Genomic DNA, 18,330 nt, shown 5'->3' on the forward strand with positions numbered 1-18,330 from the left:
CATCTTGAGCACGATAACGGTGTGTGACCGACAGGTATTAACTGCTCTCTGAACTAGCTTCTGTAGCCCTTCATTTAGAATTTCTTACAGCCTAAGGAAATTCCTCTCTTTTAATGGGTCTGCCACATACTAATGATCTTCTACGATTTACGTCATGTTACTTGCTAGCATATTATAGATAATAATTAAACATATGTCAATCCGTAGATCTAAACTCCTTCATATGCTTAACAATAACTTTGAGAACTGTTACAAAAGGAATAGCCACAATCATCCCAATTATTCCCGCTACTTCTCCGCCTACTAGTAAGGCGAAAATTATAATTATCGGATGTAGATGAACACTCTTACCAACAATATAAGGAGAAAGTAGATTTCCTTCTATCAGTTGGACAACAATCACTCCTAATATGACATAGATGACTTGCTTCATAGACATAGTAAAAGCAAGAATTACCGCTGGTACGGCGCCAATGATAGGACCGAAGTAAGGTATGATATTGGTTATCCCCATCAAGCTTGCTAATATAATGGGATAATTCATATCTATAATAAGAAAAATAATATAGGTTGTTAACCCAACAAATAAACAAACAAGCAACTGTCCTCTAATATAAGCACCTATCGTTTTATTAATCGCAGGACCTAAAACTTTACTATCTTCTCGATACCTAGCAGGAATCAATTTAACCGTAGCAGTTTTTATTAACTTATAGTCTTTTAACATATAAAATACCAAGACTGGAATAACAGCGATTATAATAAATAAATCCATTATCTTGGTAGCTTTTTTTAAGAGAGATGTTACATATCCTGTTATAAATTCTTCTAATTGATTAAAAAACATATCCATCCGATCGTGAAATGCTTCTGGTAAAAAGGATGTACTTTCATAAAATTGATAAATCGTTGTACGATATGTATGAATAAATTCAGGTAAATTCTTTTGTAAATCTTTTAATTGCAATACAAATGCTGGGAATATATGATATGCAATATACCCTAAGCTAGTGATAAATAGAAGATAGATAAGTGTGATAGCCAACCAACGTGGTATGTGATATGCGTGTATTTTCTCAACAAGTGGGTGTAACAAAAAAGCAACAATACTTGCTATTATAAATGGTGTACTTATATGCAATAGACTAACTAAAACAGAATGATAGAATGGATATAGTTTGAGCATTAAATAGAAGAACAGGAGTAATAAGATACCAAATACAATCCGATAGAGCCATTTTATTGCTTTTTTTTGATCGAACATTCGTAATTTATCTCCTTAATAAAGGGTAACGAGATTGGTTTACCATTGTGTTTTCCTATCTTCCTCCGTAAAAAGGTCATCAAGTGAACTAAGTGAACCATCCTCCTCGACTTCATGCATATTAAAAACACCTTCCATTACGGTAAGTTCAATAAAACAATTCCAACAATAATAATGTTGATTACCTATTTTTCCAATGTTTTTTCCCTTACAATTTGGACAATACATTTATTCCGCGCTCCTTTTGACTAATAAACCGTTACTGCTATTCTTTCCACTTTATTTGTGATTTATTCAACTAGCATTATTACAATCTCAACTTTTTCAGAGTGGAACAGGCATTTAAGTCTTGGTAAACTTGAGAAGTCTCACAATCCAAAATTAAAGTTGACTTCGTGCTCCTTTCGTAAGTATTATTGCGAGCCATTTTACGAATGTGATAGATAATGATAGTGCGACATACCGCTCTGGAAATATACTTCGCTTTCCGTGGGCACGACTTCAGCTAACTTAGTAAAGCAAAAGTCGCTTTACTAAGTGGATCTTCAGTCCGTGCTGTTCCCACGGAAAGCGAGACCATTTGCTGACCTAGCGAAATAAGAAAGTTTACGTCGGAGTTTATAGTTGTTTTCTAATAAGCGACTACCTATTAGAAAGTGGGCTTTTTTAAAGACTTTCAAGCAATGTAACGCTATACGCTAAACTTAATATAGGCAACGATTAGCGCTTATATTTTTGAGGGGAAAGTTGAGTTACAATCTTTTAAACATAAAAACACACCATACAGCGATTTGTATGGTGTGTCTTCTATTTTATTTATAAGAAATCATAAGGGGATATAGCACTTTCCTCTTCATTCTCGGTATCTGTTTGAAGCTTTTGATCTTGGTCTATCATAAGCTTTAATTTACTAGTTAAAGTTGTATATCGTTTGTTTGTATCTTCTTCTTGCACACCATAAAGAAAAGCTTGTTTGTCACCACAAATTATTAGAGACTGTTTCGCACGCGTTAATGCCGTGTATAATAAATTCTTACGAAGCATTCGACGGTAACCTGGAACAACAGGTAATATAACAATAGGAAACTCACTACCTTGCGACTTATGGATTGAAATACAATAAGCATGCATTAAATTTAATAAATCTTTCCGTTCATAAACGACATCTTTTTCATCAAATGAGACGACTACTTGTTCAACTTGGTCTACATTTTCATCTTCTTGAAAAATAGCTGTTATTTCACCAATATCTCCATTAAAGACACCGTCTTCAGCCTGGTTAACCAATTGAATAACTTTGTCTCCAGTACGAAAGGTAACATCTTTTGCTCTTAACTCACGCCGATCTTTTCTTTTAGGATTTACTAATTTTTGAATTTCCTCATTTAACTGATGTATGCCTGCCTGAGATCGATACATTGGAGCCAGTACCTGAATATCTTTAAGGTCAACACCCTTTTCATGCGCTTTTGTCACAATTTGTTTCACAACATCTACTACGTGTCCTTCATTACAAGCAATAAAGTTAAAATCACTTGCTTTTTGAAGTGAATCTTTCGTTAATTTTTTTTGTTTCATTTCATGTGCTAGTTGAATAATTTTTGAACCTTCTTTTTGCCGGTAAACTTCTTCCAATTTAACTGCAGGTACCAATTCACTTGCAAGTAGGTCTGCTAATACTTGTCCTGGACCTACTGATGGTAATTGATCTTCATCGCCGACTATTAACACTTGCATCGCTTTGGGTATTGCTTTAAATAATTGATTGGCTAAAAAGACATCAACCATCGAAAACTCATCAATTACTAACAATTTACCATTAAGTTGATTATCTTCGTCTTTTTCAAACGATTCATTTCCATCCCAGCCGAGTAATCGATGAATTGTAACAGCGGGTAAACCTGTAGATTCATTCATCCTTTTTGCAGCCCTTCCAGTTGGAGCTGTTAATACAAATGGGAAATCTGCTTTATTATCATATTTACCGATATCGGCAGACAAATCATATAACTGTTCATATGACTTAATAATACCTTTAATTACTGTCGTTTTACCCGTACCTGGTCCACCTGTAAGAATCATCACTTTTTCAGTTAAAGCTTGTTTAATGGCATCAAATTGTTCTATGCCATAACTTAATACTTCATCTTCTTCAATTTGACCAACAATTTTTAATAATTCTGCTTCCACAACTTCATCTTCTATTTCTTGTTCAAGAACTCGATTTAGTTGCGTTGTAAATCCTGCTTCAGCATAATATAAAATTGGTAGAAATACTTTTTCATTTTCTTCCAATATTAATTGTTTTTCTTCGTTTAAAGCTTGAATTTCCGTCCGAATTTCCGCTTCACTTATCTGGTAACGTTGCGCTTGTATTAACCGACTTGCTTCTTCGATTAATTCTCCAATTGGAAGATAAACATGTCCATTCTGTGTTGAATCTTGTAAACAAAACATGCAACCTGCCTGAATTCTACTCGGATGATTCATTTCAATGTTATGTTGTTTCGCTACTTCATCTGCACGTTGAAAACCAACGCCATCAATATCAAAAACATATTGATAAGGATTTGATTCTAAAATGTTTATCGCTTCATCTTTGTACGCTTGATATATTTTTTGAGCCATTTTTAATCCAAACCCATATTTAGAGAGGCGAACAACAACGTGTTCAAACCCTTGATGTTCTTGTAATTTTTGATGTAGTCCCTCTGCTCTAACCTTCGTTAAGCCTCGAATATCATCTAATAGACTAGGATCTTTCAATATTTTAGAGACAGCTGTTTCACCAAGTTTTTTAACGATCCGTTCGGCCGTTTTTTTACCGACTCCGTGAAATAATTCACTTGATAAATAAGCAACTAATCCTTCTTCCGTGTCTGGAATATAACGTTCGTAATGCACTACTTGATACTGTAGACCGAATTTTTTATGTTTAATAAAATCCCCACGAAAGACATATGGTTCACCCATGTTCAGTTGATTAAAATAGCCTTTTATGACAACCTCTTTTTCAGAGAACTCTTCATTAGTCTGGAGCACTTTAATTTTAGCAATGGAAAAGTGTTCTTTATGATTAGTGAAAATCATATGAATTAGTTCCCCTTTTATATAATTCTCTTCCACTTTATTGTTATTGTCCTCCATTACTAAAATACCCCTCTGCTATTTATTGATTCGATTGTTCGATTAACATTTCTACTTTGGATTTAGCATCTATTGCTAAGATATGATCTGGTTGTAGTTCAACTGCTTTAGATAAGTGCACTAACGCTTCTTCAGGCTTGTCTTCAAATAAAATTGCAACCCCTAAATTATAATGTGCATCACTATGTGTCTGATCAAGTTCTAATACCGCTTCAAACATACTTTTTGCTAGTGCTAATTGATCTGTTTGAGCTAAGGTTAATCCATATTGAAATAAAATTGCTTCATCTATTGGATTTAATTCTTTCGCCCGTTGGAAGTAGACGAGTGATAGTTTGTCATGTTCTTGTTGTTGAAGCGTTAAACCTTGCATGAAATATACATCAGCTTCTTCTAATCCACTATCAATTGCCTTTTGATAATTCATTTGTGCGCGTTTAAGATCCTCTTGTTCAAAATAGAGATTACCAAGACCATAATATGCAGTTCCCGCTTTTTCATCTAATGTAATAGCTTTAACGAAAAAGCGCTCCGCTCTCTCATTATCATTCATATGTAATAGTAAGTTACCAAAATTGATATACCCTACTGGATCTTCCGGTGCTTCTTCAATCACTTTATTAAAACAACTAGCTGCTTCTTCAAATTTTCCTTCTTGCATAAACTGGATACCCTTATTTGTTTCTTCCATATTTAAACCCTCTCTCTATCTTTATTATACAGAAAAATACAGAACAGAGGAATGTTAATCTGTTCTGTATTTTAAATTATTAGCCAACGTAATCTAACATTACTTCATCTTTAAAAATTTCATCAATGGTTCCGCCACCAAGACAAACCTCACCATCATAGAATACAACAGCTTGTCCAGGCGTAATTGCACGTTCTTTTTGATCAAAAACGACACGTACTTTATTATCAGCCAATGGAATTACCGTTACTTTACTATCATCTTGACGATAACGGAATTTTGCTGTACAAGTAAACGCTTCTTTCGGTGTTTCATTAATCCAATTTAAGTCAGTTGCGACTAATCCATCTGAATAAAGGTAATCATTTTCATACCCTTGCTCTACAAATAAGACATTTTCTTTAAGGTCTTTTCCGACTACAAACCATGGGCCACCAGGGCCACCTATTCCTAATCCTTGTCGTTGCCCAATAGTGTAATACATCAAGCCCTCATGTTTCCCTTGATTCACACCATTCATGGTACGCATAAATCCTGGTTGTGCTGGCAAATATTCACTCAAGAATTCTTTGAAGTTTCGTTCTCCAATAAAACAAATACCCGTACTATCTTTTTTAGTTGCTGTTGCAAGGTCATGCTCTTTTGCAATACGACGTACTTCTTTTTTCGGTAAGTGACCTAGTGGGAACATTACTTTCTCTAAAACATCTGCAGATAATTGATTTAAGAAATAGGTTTGATCTTTATTTGAATCAACACCACGTAACATTTCGATTCGATCACCGTCTTTACTCACTTGCGCATAATGTCCAGTTGCCACATAATCAGCACCTAGAGATAACGCGTGTTCAAGAAATGCTTTAAATTTAATTTCTTTATTACACATTACATCTGGATTTGGTGTGCGTCCAGCTTTATATTCGTCTAGGAAGTAAGTAAATACTTTATCCCAGTATTGTTTTTCAAAATTAACACCATAATATGGAATATCCAGTTGATTACAGACACGAATAACATCATTGAAATCTTCTGTTGCCGTGCAAACACCAAATTCATCGGTATCGTCCCAGTTTTTCATGAAAATACCTACTACATCATAGCCTTGTTCTTTTAGTAAAAGTGCTGTAACGGATGAATCTACTCCGCCACTCATGCCTACTACAACACGTGTATTTTTATTATCTTCCATTTCTTTCACCACCTTACTAATTTTATGATACAACTCGATTTACAATAGCTGCTATTTTAGTAGCAGCTTCTTCAATTTGTTCCTTGTCGTTAGCTAAACCAAAGCTAAATCGAATAGAATTTACTGTTCGCTCATCTTCATTACCATACATTGCAGCTAACACATGCGAAGGTTCTACAGATCCTGCTGTACAAGCACTACCACTCGAAGCCGCAATTCCTGCTAAATCAAAGTTCATCAATAAAGACTCCACATTAGCTCCTGGAAAGCTTATATTTACAATTGTTGGGACTGTCACTGTATTTTCACCATTAATAGAATAATGTACTTTTTCTTTTTCTAACATTCCCAAAAGCGTTTCTTTATAAGCTTGATAATCATCCAGTCGTTGCTTTTTATCTTGAATAATTAACTCTATTGCTTTTTGAAAACCAACAATATTTGTGACATTCTCAGTTCCTGGTCGACGTTTCCGTTCTTGTTCGCCTCCAAATTGCATTGTTTTTATTCGTACACCATCTTTTATATAAAGAAAACCGGTACCTTTAGGTCCATTTACCTTGTGTGATGAAACAGTTAACAAATCCACACCTAATTCGTTCACATCAATATCACAAATACCATAGGCTTGGACTGCATCAGTATGAAAATAAGCTTGATGCTCCTTGAGAATCTCACCAATCTCGCGAATAGGCTGAATGACTCCTGTCTCATTGTTTACCATCATGATAGACACTAAAATGGTTTGATCTGTTAAAGCAGCACGTAAGTCTTCAATCGCTACTTGTCCTGTTTGTTGCACAGGTAAATAAGTGACATGAAATCCCTGTTTTTCTAGTGATTCAGCTGCGTGCAAATTAGCATGATGCTCTATTTTTGTTGTAATAATATGTTTGCCTTTATCTTTATTTGCCCATGCAGTTCCAAGTAAAGCTAAATTATCAGCTTCTGTTCCACCACTTGTGAAAATAATGTTTTTTTCTGAAGCTTGAATACTTTGTGCTGCTGTATTTCTAGCTTCATCTAGTAATTGTCTAGCCTTTCGTCCAAATTGATGAATACTTGATGGATTTCCAAATGTCTGTTCCATCACAGGAAGCATCGCTTGTATCACATCTGGGTGTACAGGAGAAGTCGCTGCGTGATCCAAGTAAATTGCATCCATTAGTCTGCCTTCTTTCCTTATCTATAGTTTAAACTGGCAAATAAGTCTTAAAACGTCAATCTTTTAGAAGCAGGCTTTTTTAAAGTCTTTCAAGCAATAAAACAGCTATGCTTCAAACGTAAAACAGTCAACGAGTATCATTTATTTTTTTGGTGAGAACGTCGAGTCATTTATATATAAAACATATGCGGTTCGTGGCTATCGTCATCGCCATGTTTTCGCAAATCTTCTAATGTAGTAGTATCTAATACATCTTTAACAGCATCTCTAACACGTATCCACAAGGCTTGCTTTGCAGGCTCTTCATCTTCTATACCTTCTACAGGTGTAATCGGTCCTTCTAAAATACGAATAATATCTCCAGCTGTTATTTCTTTTGCTTCTTTTGCAAGTAAATAACCACCATATGCACCACGAACACTCTTTACTAAACCTGCATTTCGTAAAGGTGGTACTAATTGTTCTAAATAATGCTCTGACAGACTATTTTCATTTGCAATTGTTTTTAAAGAAACTGGACCTTCTCCAACCCTTTTGGCTAGCTCGATCATGATTGTTAAACCGTAGCGACCCTTAGTCGAAATTTTCATATTTTACACTCCCTATTTACAAACTAACAATAACTCTAAAAACTTATCCATAGATAGCATATAGCATCATTAATTCTTTTATTAAATAAAATTCTTTTTATCTTCTATTATGAGATTAGTATAGCACGAATGACATATTCCTTGCATTTTTCAAACGTTATCAGTACGCTAGAGAAAATATGATACCCTCTTAAATAGACAGTTTGAAAACAAAAAATAATTCTATCGATTATTAGTTAAGAAGTCAAGTATTTAAATCCATTAAAGGAGTTAACATCAATGGCAAAACAACCGCTCGCATTCCGTATGCGACCGAAACACATAGATGACATCATCGGACAAACCGATTTAGTCGGAAAAGGGAAAATGATTCAGCGGATGATTGAAGCAAACAGATTATCATCGATGATTCTATTCGGCCCACCTGGAACTGGAAAAACATCGATGGCAATGGCTTTAGCAAAAAGTTTGAACCTTCGTTTTAAAGTATTAAACGCAGTTATTGATAAAAAAAAAGACATGGAAATTGCCGTTGAGGAAGCTAAAATGTCGGGCCAACTTGTTTTAATTTTAGATGAAGTACATCGTTTAGATAAAGCGAAACAAGATTTCCTATTACCTCATCTAGAAAGTAATTTAATTACTTTAATTGGTTGTACAACAAGCAATCCATACCATTCAATAAATCCAGCAATTCGAAGTCGCGTTCACTTGTTTGAATTATCCAAGTTAGAACCAATAGATGTTAAAAAAGCCATAACCCGTGCACTTGGTGACGCAGAGGACGGAATTGGATCAATGCAAATTGATATTACAGACGAAGCCCTTGATCATTTTGCTCAATCAGCAAATGGTGACTTACGAGCAGCATTAAATGGGCTTGAATTAGCTGCCTACTCAACGCCAGTTAATAAAGATCAAATTATTGATATAACATTAGAAGTTGCTGAAGCATGTATGCAAAAGAAAAGTTTCTCTCATGATAAAAACGGTGATGCACATTATGATGTTTTATCAGCTTTCCAAAAATCAATTCGAGGTAGTGATGTCAATGCCGCACTTCACTATTTAGGCAGATTAATAGAAGCTGGAGATTTGGAGAGCATCGCCCGTAGAATGATTATTTGTGCGTATGAAGACATAGGAATTGCTAACCCGCAAGCTGGCCCTAGAGCACTAGCTGCTGTTCAAGCAGCTGAGCGTGTAGGATTTCCAGAAGCTCGTATTCCTTTATCTGTAGCGATAGTTGAGCTCTGTCTCTCACCTAAATCAAATTCCGCTTATTCCGCACTTGATCAAGCTTTGGCAGATATCCGAAATAGTGATACTGGTGATATACCAGATCATTTAAAAGATGCACATTATCAAGGAGCAAAAACATTGGGTCGTGGAGTCGACTACAAATATCCACACCAATATGAAAGTGGCTGGGTAAAGCAACAATATCTACCAGATAAAATTAAGAATAAAAGATATTATCAACCGAAACAAACAAGCAAATTTGAACGAGCACTGAAACAAATCTATGATAAATTAAAAGGATAACTTGTATAATTCTATTCCGAATCGAACATACTAGTAAAAACAGCTTTATAAATGTGCATTTAACTAGTATCCATTTTATATGGATCTCTTATTAACAAGCACTTTTAGTAGTTAAATAACTAGTTTTAGCACTAGTTTTATAAGCAAATTTACTAGATAGTATCGAATCAAAAGGAGTGAATTGAATTGGCAAAAGTTAGACAAGATGCGTGGTCACACGAAGATGATTTGCTACTCGCAGAAACCGTTTTACGTCATATTCGAGAAGGTAGCACACAATTAAATGCATTTGAAGAAGTAGGAGATAGATTAAATCGCACATCTGCTGCTTGCGGATTTCGCTGGAATGCAGAAGTTCGTCAGCGTTATGATCAAGCTGTTGCAATTGCAAAAAGACAAAGAAAAGAAAAAAAACGTCAATATGCAACAGAGCAGAAACAACCTACTCATTCTATGCTTTGGAAGAATGAAAGCATACCATTAGAGGAAACCAACACATCAATTACAGAGCCAACAATGGAAGAGCCGAATTTTTCTTATGCAAGAGAGTCAGAGACAATCGATTTAGATAGTGTTATTCGTTATTTAAGATCATTGAAAAAGAGTGTTGATTACTCCAATCGAGCAAAACATAATGAAGCAAAACTACAAGAAGAAAATACTAATTTATCAAACGAGAACCAACAACTACAAAAAGAAGTAAAACTATTAGGAAAACAATTGGAAACTGTACAAGCAGATTATCAAGCTTTCTTACAAATCATGGACAGAGCACGAAAAATGGTTGTGTTTGATGATAAAAATGACAATGCATCTCCAGCATTCAGAATGGAGAAAAACGGTAATTTAGAACAAGTTGCTCGATAACAAAAAAGCATCCTCCTCCAATTAATGAAGGTAAGGATGCTTTTAATTTATGTATGATAGTTTAATCCCGATTGTGCCGTCTTTGTAAAAAGTTTTGAGCCCGCCTATTTGCAGGTGGGTGCCATGTTTTATATCTTATACGTCCTTTAGTTAAAAGGCATGTACGCCATATAAAAACGATCGGCTCCCGTAATTATAAATGTTCGGTCAAAACATTAATAATTCAACGAACACATCAGGATTATTACTATCATTTTTTACTTATTATTTATTAACTTATAAATATATATTAGCATAAAAAGCAGTATATTTCAAGCATTTTAACAAGTAGTTTCTTCCAATTTATTTTTTAGTTGTCTCTGCTTTTTTCTGCAATTGTAATTGCAACTCATCTAGCTGTGCTTGGCTAACACTACCAGGGGCATCTGTTAATAAGTCAGAAGCAGATGCAGTTTTAGGAAATAGAATCGTATCACGTAAATTGTTTTTACCTGCTAAAAGCATGATAATACGGTCAAAACCTAAAGCAATACCACCATGTGGTGGAGTACCATACTCTAGTGCTTCTAAAAGGAAAGAAAATTGTGATTCAGCCTCTTCTTTCGAGAAACCTAGTACTTTAAACATTTTATCTTGTATGTCTCTCTTATGAATACGTAATGATCCTCCACCTAACTCAAAACCATTTAACACTAAATCATAAGCTTGCGCTTTTACTTGCTCTGGATTCGTTTCTATTTTATCAATATCTTCTATAAAAGGCATTGTAAAAGGATGATGTGCCGCGGAGTAACGTCCAGCAGCTTCATCATATTCTAATAATGGCCAATCTGTTACCCACAAGAAATTAAACTGGTTCTCATCAATCAATTGTAATTCCTTTGCTAATTTCATACGAAGCGCACCTAGACTATCATAGACAATAGCCTTTTTATCCGCAACAAAAAGTAGTAAATCATCGTTATCTGCCTGAAGTCTATCCATTAGCTCGCTTTGTTCTGCTTCAGAAAAGAATTTAGCAATTGGTCCTTTAAAGACATTGTCTTCTATCTTCAACCAAGCCAAACCCTTTGCACCATAAATCTTAACGAAATCCGTTAATTTATCAATGTCCTTACGAGAATAATCTTTTGCACGCCCTTTGACATTAATCGCACTCACTTTACCACCTGAAGAAATTGCACCTTCAAATACCTTAAACCCAGATGTTTTGACTAAATCAGATAGATCGACTAGTTCCATATCAAAACGTGTATCTGGTTTATCTGAACCATAACGTTCCATCGCTTCTTCATACCGGATTCGAGGTAAAGGTAAAGTCAAATCGACGCCTTTTACTTCTTTCATTAATTTTAGCATCATTCTTTCTGTCATCTCCATGATTTCATCACTAGACATAAATGATGTTTCAATATCAATTTGGGTGAATTCTGGTTGACGATCTGCACGTAAGTCTTCATCACGGAAACAGCGCGCAAATTGGAAATAACGTTCAAACCCTGCTACCATTAGCAATTGTTTGAATAATTGTGGTGACTGTGGTAATGCATAAAAATGCCCTGGATGTACACGACTAGGTACGAGATAATCTCTTGCACCCTCTGGAGTACTCTTTGTAAGCATCGGTGTTTCCATCTCCAAGTATTGTTCATCATTTAAAAATTGACGAATAACTTGCGTCGCTTGGTGGCGAAGACGAAATGTTTGCTGCATTGATTCTCTGCGCAAATCAAGATAACGATATTTCAAACGCAATTCTTCCGCAATTTCTTTATCATCATGAACGGAAAATGGCGGGTTTTTGGATTCATTTAAAATAGTCACTTTATTAACTAATATTTCGATTTTTCCAGTTTTTAATTTATCATTTATCGTCGATGCCTCACGCTCGACAACTTCACCATGAACCTCTAATACGTATTCACTTCGAACTGATTCCGCGACAGTTAAAGCTTGTTCAGATACAGTTGGGTTAAATACAATCTGTACTATTCCCGAACGATCACGGAAATCAATAAATATTAACCCACCAAGATCACGACGTTTTTGAACCCAACCTTTTAGACATACCGTTGAACCAACATCTGTTGTTCGTATCGTACCTGCTAATTGTCTCTCCTGTTGCATTATACTTTCCCCCCAGTAATTAGTTGTTGTATATGTGTAATCACGTTATCAAGCTTCACTGTCTCTTGTTCACCTGTTGTCATATCTTTGACATTAATATTATTCTCAGCTAATTCATTATCACCTAATACTAATACATACTTTGTTTTCAGACGATCAGCTGTTTTAAATTGACCTTTCATTTTTTTCGATTGATAATCCTTGTCCACTTGGATCCCAGCTTGTCTCATTTCATATACTAAACCAGTTGCCCTTTGATCTGCCTTTTCACCCATTGTTACAACATAACATTCTAGGTTAGTATCAATTGGCAAGCTTTGTTTTTCTGCTTCAAGAGCCATTAATAAACGCTCAACACTCAACGCGAAACCGATACCAGGTGTTTCTGGCCCACCTAAATCTTCGACTAAACCGTTATAACGGCCACCACCCGATAAGGTTGTAATTGCTCCAAAACCATCGGCATCACTCATAATTTCAAATGCAGTATGATTATAATAATCTAAACCTCTAACTAAGTTTTTATCTACTACATAGGCAATATTCATTTGATCTAAAAATTGCTTTACCTGTTCAAAATAATCACGTGATGCATCATTTAAGTAATCTAATATAGATGGCGCTGTTGCCATCGACGGATGATCTTTATCCTTTTTACAATCTAAAACGCGTAATGGATTTTTCTCTAATCGTAATTGGCAATCATTACAAAGCTCTTCTTTATGTGGTTCAAAGTGCTCAATTAAAGCATTACGATGACTCGTTCTACTTTCATTATCTCCTAGACTATTAATAACCAATCGTAAAGAACGTAATCCTAATTGTTGATATACAGACATTGCAAGTGAAATTACTTCCGCATCAATTGCTGGATTTGCACTTCCTAGTGCTTCTACACCAAATTGAACAAATTGTCTCATTCTTCCTTGTTGTGGTCGTTCATAACGGAACATTGGTCCTGCATAAAATAATTTTGTCGGCTGTGTTGCATGTCCAAATAATTTATGTTGGACAAAAGCTCTGACAACTGATGCGGTTCCTTCTGGTCTAAGTGTAAGACTACGATCTCCTCGGTCTTGAAATGTGTACATTTCTTTTTGCACAATATCGGTTGTATCACCAACACCCCGTTGAAATAATTCTGTGTGTTCAAATATCGGCGTGCGAATTTCTTTATAATTATATGTACGACAAAGTTCCTTGAATTTCTCTTCAACATATTGCCATTGTTCGGTTACACCTGGTAATAAATCTTGTGTTCCTCTTGGCGCATTCATCATTTGTTTAACCCCCTGTTAATCATTACTTATTTTCAAACATAAATAAACTCCCGTCCCTCCAATAAAGAAGGGACGAGAGTTTAACCCGTGTTACCACCCTAGTTGAAATGTAATACATCACATTTCCACTCGAAACAGTTAACGCCTGTCTACGTTTGTATTTACTTCGCTTTCAATACAAATCCTAAGGAATGTCTTTCGTTAAGTTGCTAAACCGGATTCCCTTTCAGCCTAGGAGAATCACTCTCTTTTGTCGCATTTCTTAACTACTTTTTCCCTCATTGGATATAACACTTTATAAACGCGCACGAATTGTAAGAATTGTTTATAATATTACTGTTTCTAAGCTATCTTGTCAAGAACGATTTAATTTTCTTTTTAATTTTTTAACATCATCTAATGAAATACCTAACTCCTCTGCAATTTCTAAACTATTGCTTACAGAGTCAAGTTCAATAAACCGATGAAAATCCACATTTAACAGTCCATTATTGTATTTAGTAGACTGATTATCATTAACTCGCATGAAGTTTAACTCCCTTATGGTAATTTTAGAGTTGTTCTATTATAATTGCAATAGCGTTTATCAATATATTCTTTTAACAAACTTTTGGAGGTACACCATGCGTCTACGACAAAAACATATATTTTTCTTCTTCCTTCTTCTTATTTTTAGTCTATCCAGTTCATCTATAGTCTATGCACAAGAAGTAAAGATTGCGGCTGATGGACTAAATTTAAGAAGTGGACCTGGCGAAGACTATGATATAGTTGGACAAGTTAACACGGGAGAAATCTTCCAAGTTATTGAAGAACAATCAGAGTGGATAGCACTTTCATATAATTCTGAAACAGTTTGGGTTTCAGCAGAATATGTTAGCCTATTATCTGAATCGGAAACGGATGAAGAATCTGATCAACTAGAAGAAACAGAAACGACAGAGGAAAATACAGCAAGCGTTCCTGAAGAGCAGAATACTTTTAACAATCTGATGACAAAATTTCAAGTAACCAACGTTCGTAGTCAACCATCTACTAGTGGAGACATTCTCACAACACTAGCTAAAGGTGAAAAGATTTCCGCAATCCGATCCGAGAATGATTGGTTTGAGATAGAGTGGGATAACACAACCGGTTATGTTCCTTCATGGGTTGTTGGAAATGTCACACCAATTCAAAAAGATGTAACTTCGGTTTTCCAAAATAAAGTGATTGTACTAGATGCTGGCCATGGGGGTAGGGATGTTGGAGCAATTGGTGCAGGTGGTAATTACGAAAAAAATTACACGTTACGTACAGTTGAAATGGTGAAGTCCTATCTAGAACAACTTGGAGCAACTGTTTATTTAACGCGTGATGATGATCATTATTACACACTTACAAGTAGAGCAGCTTTTTCTAATTATTGGAATGCGGACATGTTTCTAAGTTTACATTATAATAGCACACCACAATATCCAAATGCTGCCGGAATAAGCACGTACTATTATAACGATAGTGATGAAGCTTTAGCTAATGTAGTGCATGAAGAATTATTAAAATCATTAGTAGCAGAAGATCGTCAAGTTGATTATGGAGACTATCAAGTAATTCGTACAAATCATCGTCCTTCACTACTGTTGGAATTAGGATTCATATCAAACGTTGAAGAAGAATCAAAAATACAAACACTTTCTTACCAGAAGAAAATCGCACAGGGTATTATCGCTGGTTTGCAAAGATATTACTCATTTAATGAATAAACAAAAAAAGTAGATTTTTCCTGATGGAAGATCTACTTTTTTACTATATTTATTCTTTACTATCTAATATAAGTGTAACAGGACCACTATTAACTAATTCTATATCCATCATGGCACCAAATAAACCACTTTCTAAATGAATTCCAGCTTCTTCAATAGATTGATTAAAATAATCATAACACTCTTTTGCGTAATCAGGTTTAGCCGCTTTCATAAAATTGGGTCTTCTACCTTTTCGACAATCTCCGTATAAGGTAAACTGCGAAACAGATAATATACTTCCCTCTACATCTTTTACAGAGAGATTCATTTTTTCTGAATCATCTTCAAAAATACGCAAGTGAATAATTTTTTGAACAAGGTAATCTGCATCTTTTAACGTATCCTCGTGCGTGACACCAAGTAAGACCATTAAACCTCGTCCAATTTCTCCAACTCGTTCATCTTTTACCGATACGTTTGCATGATTGACCCTTTGAATAACAGCCTTCATTAAAAATATCTCCTTTAAAACTACTATTGCAATACACGTTCTACTGTATATACGTCTTTTATTTGTTTCAATCGATCAACAATTTTACGTAAATGTCCTAAGTTATGAATTAAAATAGTTAAATGAATCACTGCCATTTTATTTCGATCAGACTTTCCGTTCACCGCAGTAATATTTGTTCGCATTTCGTTTACGGACTGTAAAACGTCATTTAACAAACCACGACGATCATACCCAGTTATTTCTAAATCAACGTGATATTGTTTTATATCCGTGTTACTATCTTCCCATTCTACATAAAGTAAACGTTCATCAGTTAACTCTGTCTTAATATTAGGACAATCCACACGATGCACAGAAACACCACGACCTTTAGTAACAAATCCAACAATCTTATCGCCTGGTACAGGATTACAACATTTTGATAGTCGTATTAATAAGTTATCGATACCTTCTACTTTTACACCAGAGTCTTTTTTACGAGAAGTTTTTTGTTTTACAGTTTTTTTCTGTGCACCCTCTAAAATTTGCTCTAACTCCTGATTTTGTTCTTCTTTTCGCAACTTTTCTGTTAAACGAGTTGCAATTTGAGCAGCCGTTATTCCTTGGTATCCTACAGCTGCGTACATATCTTCAATACTTATAAAATTAAAACGTTCTGCAACTCTAGTTAAGTTGTCTGTTGTAATGGCATCTTTAAGAGCAAAACCAGTTGCTTTTACTTCTTTATCAACCATTTCTTTTCCTTTTACTACATTTTCATCTCGTTGTTGTTTCTTGAAAAATTGTTTAATTCTGTTTTTAGCTTGAGATGTTTGTGCCATCTTCACCCAATCACGTGACGGGCCATATGAATTTTTTGATGTGATGACTTCAACAATGTCTCCATTCTTGAGTTGATAATCTAATGGCTCCATTTTTCCGTTTATCCGGGCACCAATCGTTTGGTTTCCAACTTCTGTATGGATTTTATAGGAAAAATCAATGGGAACCGAACCAGCAGGCAGTTCAATAACATCTCCTTTTGGAGTAAAAACATATACCATATCAGAGAAGAGATCGACCTTTAGTGATTCCATAAATTCTTCTGCATCATGTGTTTCTGTTTGCCACTCTAAAATCTCTCTAAACCAAGCTAATTTCTTCTCTGAATTACCTTTTGTTTGCTCTACTTGTTTCCCCTCTTTATAAGCCCAATGTGCTGCAATCCCATATTCAGCTATCTCATGCATTTCTTTTGTTCGAATTTGCACTTCTAGCGGTGCGCCTTTAGGACCAATCACTGTTGTGTGTAATGACTGATATAAATTAGGTTTTGGCATAGCGATATAGTCTTTAAAACGCCCTGGCATAGGTTTCCAACACGTGTGAATAATTCCTAAAACGGCATAACAATCTTTAATACTCTCGACAATTATTCGAACTGCAAGTAAATCATAAATCTCATTAAATTGTTTATTTTGTAATACCATTTTACGATAAATACTATATAAATGTTTTGGTCTTCCAGAAAATTCAGCTTTAATACTTATATCAACTAATTGATTTTGCACTTCTGTCATAACTTCTTCAATATAAAATTCACGTTCTTGTCGCTTTTGTTTCATCAAATTGACAATACGATAATACTGTTGAGGATTTAAATAGCGCAAAGCTGTATCTTCCAGTTCCCATTTTATAGCAGATATACCTAATCGATGTGCTAATGGTGCGAAGATTTCCAGCGTTTCATTTGAAATCCGTCTTTGTTTCTCGGGAGGTAAGTGTTTTAAAGTGCGCATATTATGCAAACGATCAGCTAATTTTATCAAAATAACACGAATATCTTTTGCCATCGCAATGAACATCTTGCGGTGATTTTCTGCTTGCTGTGCCTCTTTTGATTTGTATTTAATTTTACCTAATTTTGTAACACCATCTACTAACATTGCAACTTCATTATTAAAGTTTTCTTGCAACATTTCTATCGTTATGTCTGTATCTTCCACGACATCATGTAAAAAACCACCAGCAATCGTTTCGGGATCTAGTTCTAAGTGAACTAAAATTCCAGCCACTTGAACTGGGTGGATAATATATGGTTCGCCTGATTTCCTAAATTGGTTCTCATGTGCCTTTTTAGCATATTCATATGCACGCCTAATAAAATCAAGCTCTTTACCTGAAAGATATTGAGCAGCTTTTTCAATTACATCTTGCGCTGTCAAAATATTCTCTTTCGACATTTTAT

At 35.1% G+C, this 18,330-nt stretch carries 15 protein-coding genes, 1 other RNA gene and 1 other annotated feature; of the genes, 3 read left to right on the forward strand and 13 right to left on the reverse strand.

The annotated features are described in order from the left end of the window. Window positions 1–196: 196 nt before the first annotated feature. The 7 genes from D2K60_RS17655 to cymR form a co-directional block, all read right to left on the reverse strand. Complete coding sequence (locus tag D2K60_RS17655; RefSeq protein WP_117169146.1) at window positions 197–1,264, reverse strand: AI-2E family transporter; 1,068 nt, start codon at window positions 1,262–1,264, stop codon at window positions 197–199. Between the two features lie 39 nt (window positions 1,265–1,303). Next, the gene (locus D2K60_RS17660) at window positions 1,304–1,492 is read right to left on the reverse strand and encodes a hypothetical protein (RefSeq protein ID WP_117169145.1); all 189 of its coding nucleotides are present in this window, start codon (window positions 1,490–1,492) and stop codon (window positions 1,304–1,306) included. A 588-nt stretch (window positions 1,493–2,080) separates the two neighbouring features. Continuing rightward, the gene (gene recD2 / locus D2K60_RS17665) at window positions 2,081–4,411 is read right to left on the reverse strand and encodes an SF1B family DNA helicase RecD2 (protein ID WP_117169144.1); all 2,331 of its coding nucleotides are present in this window, start codon (window positions 4,409–4,411) and stop codon (window positions 2,081–2,083) included. Between the two features lie 22 nt (window positions 4,412–4,433). After that, window positions 4,434–5,102, reverse strand: coding sequence for a tetratricopeptide repeat protein (locus D2K60_RS17670; RefSeq protein WP_117169143.1), 669 nt, complete (start codon window positions 5,100–5,102; stop codon window positions 4,434–4,436). 79 nt (window positions 5,103–5,181) lie between these two features. After that, window positions 5,182–6,291: a tRNA 2-thiouridine(34) synthase MnmA gene (gene mnmA, locus D2K60_RS17675; protein WP_117169142.1), complete on the reverse strand. Its 1,110-nt coding sequence runs from the start codon at window positions 6,289–6,291 to the stop codon at window positions 5,182–5,184. 22 nt (window positions 6,292–6,313) lie between these two features. After that, window positions 6,314–7,456, reverse strand: coding sequence for a cysteine desulfurase family protein (locus D2K60_RS17680; RefSeq protein WP_117169141.1), 1,143 nt, complete (start codon window positions 7,454–7,456; stop codon window positions 6,314–6,316). Between the two features lie 170 nt (window positions 7,457–7,626). Continuing rightward, on the reverse strand, window positions 7,627–8,046 hold the full coding sequence (gene cymR / locus D2K60_RS17685) for a cysteine metabolism transcriptional regulator CymR (RefSeq protein WP_117169140.1): 420 nt from the start codon (window positions 8,044–8,046) through the stop codon (window positions 7,627–7,629). Between the two features lie 279 nt (window positions 8,047–8,325). On the opposite strand from cymR, the gene D2K60_RS17690 reads away from it, so the two are divergent. Together D2K60_RS17690 and D2K60_RS17695 are read left to right on the forward strand one after the other, a co-directional pair. Continuing rightward, window positions 8,326–9,591 (forward strand): replication-associated recombination protein A, encoded by a 1,266-nt coding sequence (locus D2K60_RS17690; RefSeq protein ID WP_117169139.1) that lies wholly within the window; start codon window positions 8,326–8,328, stop codon window positions 9,589–9,591. A 186-nt stretch (window positions 9,592–9,777) separates the two neighbouring features. Next, window positions 9,778–10,458: an RsfA family transcriptional regulator gene (locus D2K60_RS17695; RefSeq protein ID WP_117169138.1), complete on the forward strand. Its 681-nt coding sequence runs from the start codon at window positions 9,778–9,780 to the stop codon at window positions 10,456–10,458. A 60-nt stretch (window positions 10,459–10,518) separates the two neighbouring features. Here D2K60_RS17695 and ssrS read toward each other — a convergent pair. From ssrS to D2K60_RS20770, 4 genes are all read right to left on the reverse strand, one after another. Continuing rightward, a non-coding RNA gene (gene ssrS, locus D2K60_RS17700) (6S RNA) lies at window positions 10,519–10,703 on the reverse strand. A 97-nt stretch (window positions 10,704–10,800) separates the two neighbouring features. Next, a complete protein-coding gene (aspS, locus tag D2K60_RS17705; protein WP_117169137.1) occupies window positions 10,801–12,585 on the reverse strand; it encodes an aspartate--tRNA ligase in 1,785 nt (594 codons plus the stop codon). Further along, on the reverse strand, window positions 12,585–13,865 hold the full coding sequence (gene hisS / locus D2K60_RS17710; protein ID WP_240335267.1) for a histidine--tRNA ligase: 1,281 nt from the start codon (window positions 13,863–13,865) through the stop codon (window positions 12,585–12,587). The genes aspS and hisS overlap by 1 nt, the downstream gene beginning before the upstream one ends. A gap of 65 nt (window positions 13,866–13,930) precedes the next feature. After that, window positions 13,931–14,156, reverse strand: a binding site (T-box leader). Between the two features lie 64 nt (window positions 14,157–14,220). Next, on the reverse strand, window positions 14,221–14,391 hold the full coding sequence (locus tag D2K60_RS20770; RefSeq protein WP_162880722.1) for a hypothetical protein: 171 nt from the start codon (window positions 14,389–14,391) through the stop codon (window positions 14,221–14,223). Between the two features lie 97 nt (window positions 14,392–14,488). Between D2K60_RS20770 and D2K60_RS17715 the strand changes: the two genes are divergently transcribed. Then, window positions 14,489–15,607 carry an N-acetylmuramoyl-L-alanine amidase family protein gene (locus tag D2K60_RS17715; RefSeq protein WP_162880721.1) on the forward strand — a complete coding sequence of 373 codons (1,119 nt, stop codon included), beginning with the start codon at window positions 14,489–14,491 and terminating at the stop codon, window positions 15,605–15,607. 49 nt (window positions 15,608–15,656) lie between these two features. Here D2K60_RS17715 and dtd read toward each other — a convergent pair whose 3' ends face one another. Both dtd and D2K60_RS17725 read right to left on the reverse strand, forming a co-directional pair. Further along, window positions 15,657–16,100, reverse strand: a complete 444-nt coding sequence (dtd, locus tag D2K60_RS17720) for a D-aminoacyl-tRNA deacylase (protein ID WP_117169135.1) — start codon at window positions 16,098–16,100, stop codon at window positions 15,657–15,659. A 23-nt stretch (window positions 16,101–16,123) separates the two neighbouring features. Further along, window positions 16,124–18,325 carry a RelA/SpoT family protein gene (locus D2K60_RS17725; RefSeq protein WP_117169134.1) on the reverse strand — a complete coding sequence of 734 codons (2,202 nt, stop codon included), beginning with the start codon at window positions 18,323–18,325 and terminating at the stop codon, window positions 16,124–16,126. Window positions 18,326–18,330: the final 5 nt, after the last annotated feature.

The sequence above is a fragment of the Paraliobacillus sediminis genome, from assembly GCF_003426055.1.

Excerpts from the sequence above, each read along its gene's own strand:
- D2K60_RS17655 (WP_117169146.1), bottom strand. The coding sequence starts at position 1,264 with ATGTTCGATCAAAAAAAAGCAATAAAATGGCTCTATCGGATTGTATTT.
- D2K60_RS17660 (WP_117169145.1), bottom strand. The coding sequence starts at position 1,492 with ATGTATTGTCCAAATTGTAAGGGAAAAAACATTGGAAAAATAGGTAAT.
- recD2 (WP_117169144.1), bottom strand. The coding sequence starts at position 4,411 with ATGGAGGACAATAACAATAAAGTGGAAGAGAATTATATAAAAGGGGAA.
- D2K60_RS17670 (WP_117169143.1), bottom strand. The coding sequence starts at position 5,102 with ATGGAAGAAACAAATAAGGGTATCCAGTTTATGCAAGAAGGAAAATTT.
- mnmA (WP_117169142.1), bottom strand. The coding sequence starts at position 6,291 with ATGGAAGATAATAAAAATACACGTGTTGTAGTAGGCATGAGTGGCGGA.
- D2K60_RS17680 (WP_117169141.1), bottom strand. The coding sequence starts at position 7,456 with ATGGATGCAATTTACTTGGATCACGCAGCGACTTCTCCTGTACACCCA.
- cymR (WP_117169140.1), bottom strand. The coding sequence starts at position 8,046 with ATGAAAATTTCGACTAAGGGTCGCTACGGTTTAACAATCATGATCGAG.
- D2K60_RS17690 (WP_117169139.1), top strand. The coding sequence starts at position 8,326 with ATGGCAAAACAACCGCTCGCATTCCGTATGCGACCGAAACACATAGAT.
- aspS (WP_117169137.1), bottom strand. The coding sequence starts at position 12,585 with ATGCAACAGGAGAGACAATTAGCAGGTACGATACGAACAACAGATGTT.
- hisS (WP_240335267.1), bottom strand. The coding sequence starts at position 13,865 with ATGATGAATGCGCCAAGAGGAACACAAGATTTATTACCAGGTGTAACC.
- D2K60_RS20770 (WP_162880722.1), bottom strand. The coding sequence starts at position 14,391 with ATGCGAGTTAATGATAATCAGTCTACTAAATACAATAATGGACTGTTA.
- D2K60_RS17715 (WP_162880721.1), top strand. The coding sequence starts at position 14,489 with ATGCGTCTACGACAAAAACATATATTTTTCTTCTTCCTTCTTCTTATT.
- dtd (WP_117169135.1), bottom strand. The coding sequence starts at position 16,100 with ATGAAGGCTGTTATTCAAAGGGTCAATCATGCAAACGTATCGGTAAAA.
- D2K60_RS17725 (WP_117169134.1), bottom strand. The coding sequence starts at position 18,325 with ATGTCGAAAGAGAATATTTTGACAGCGCAAGATGTAATTGAAAAAGCT.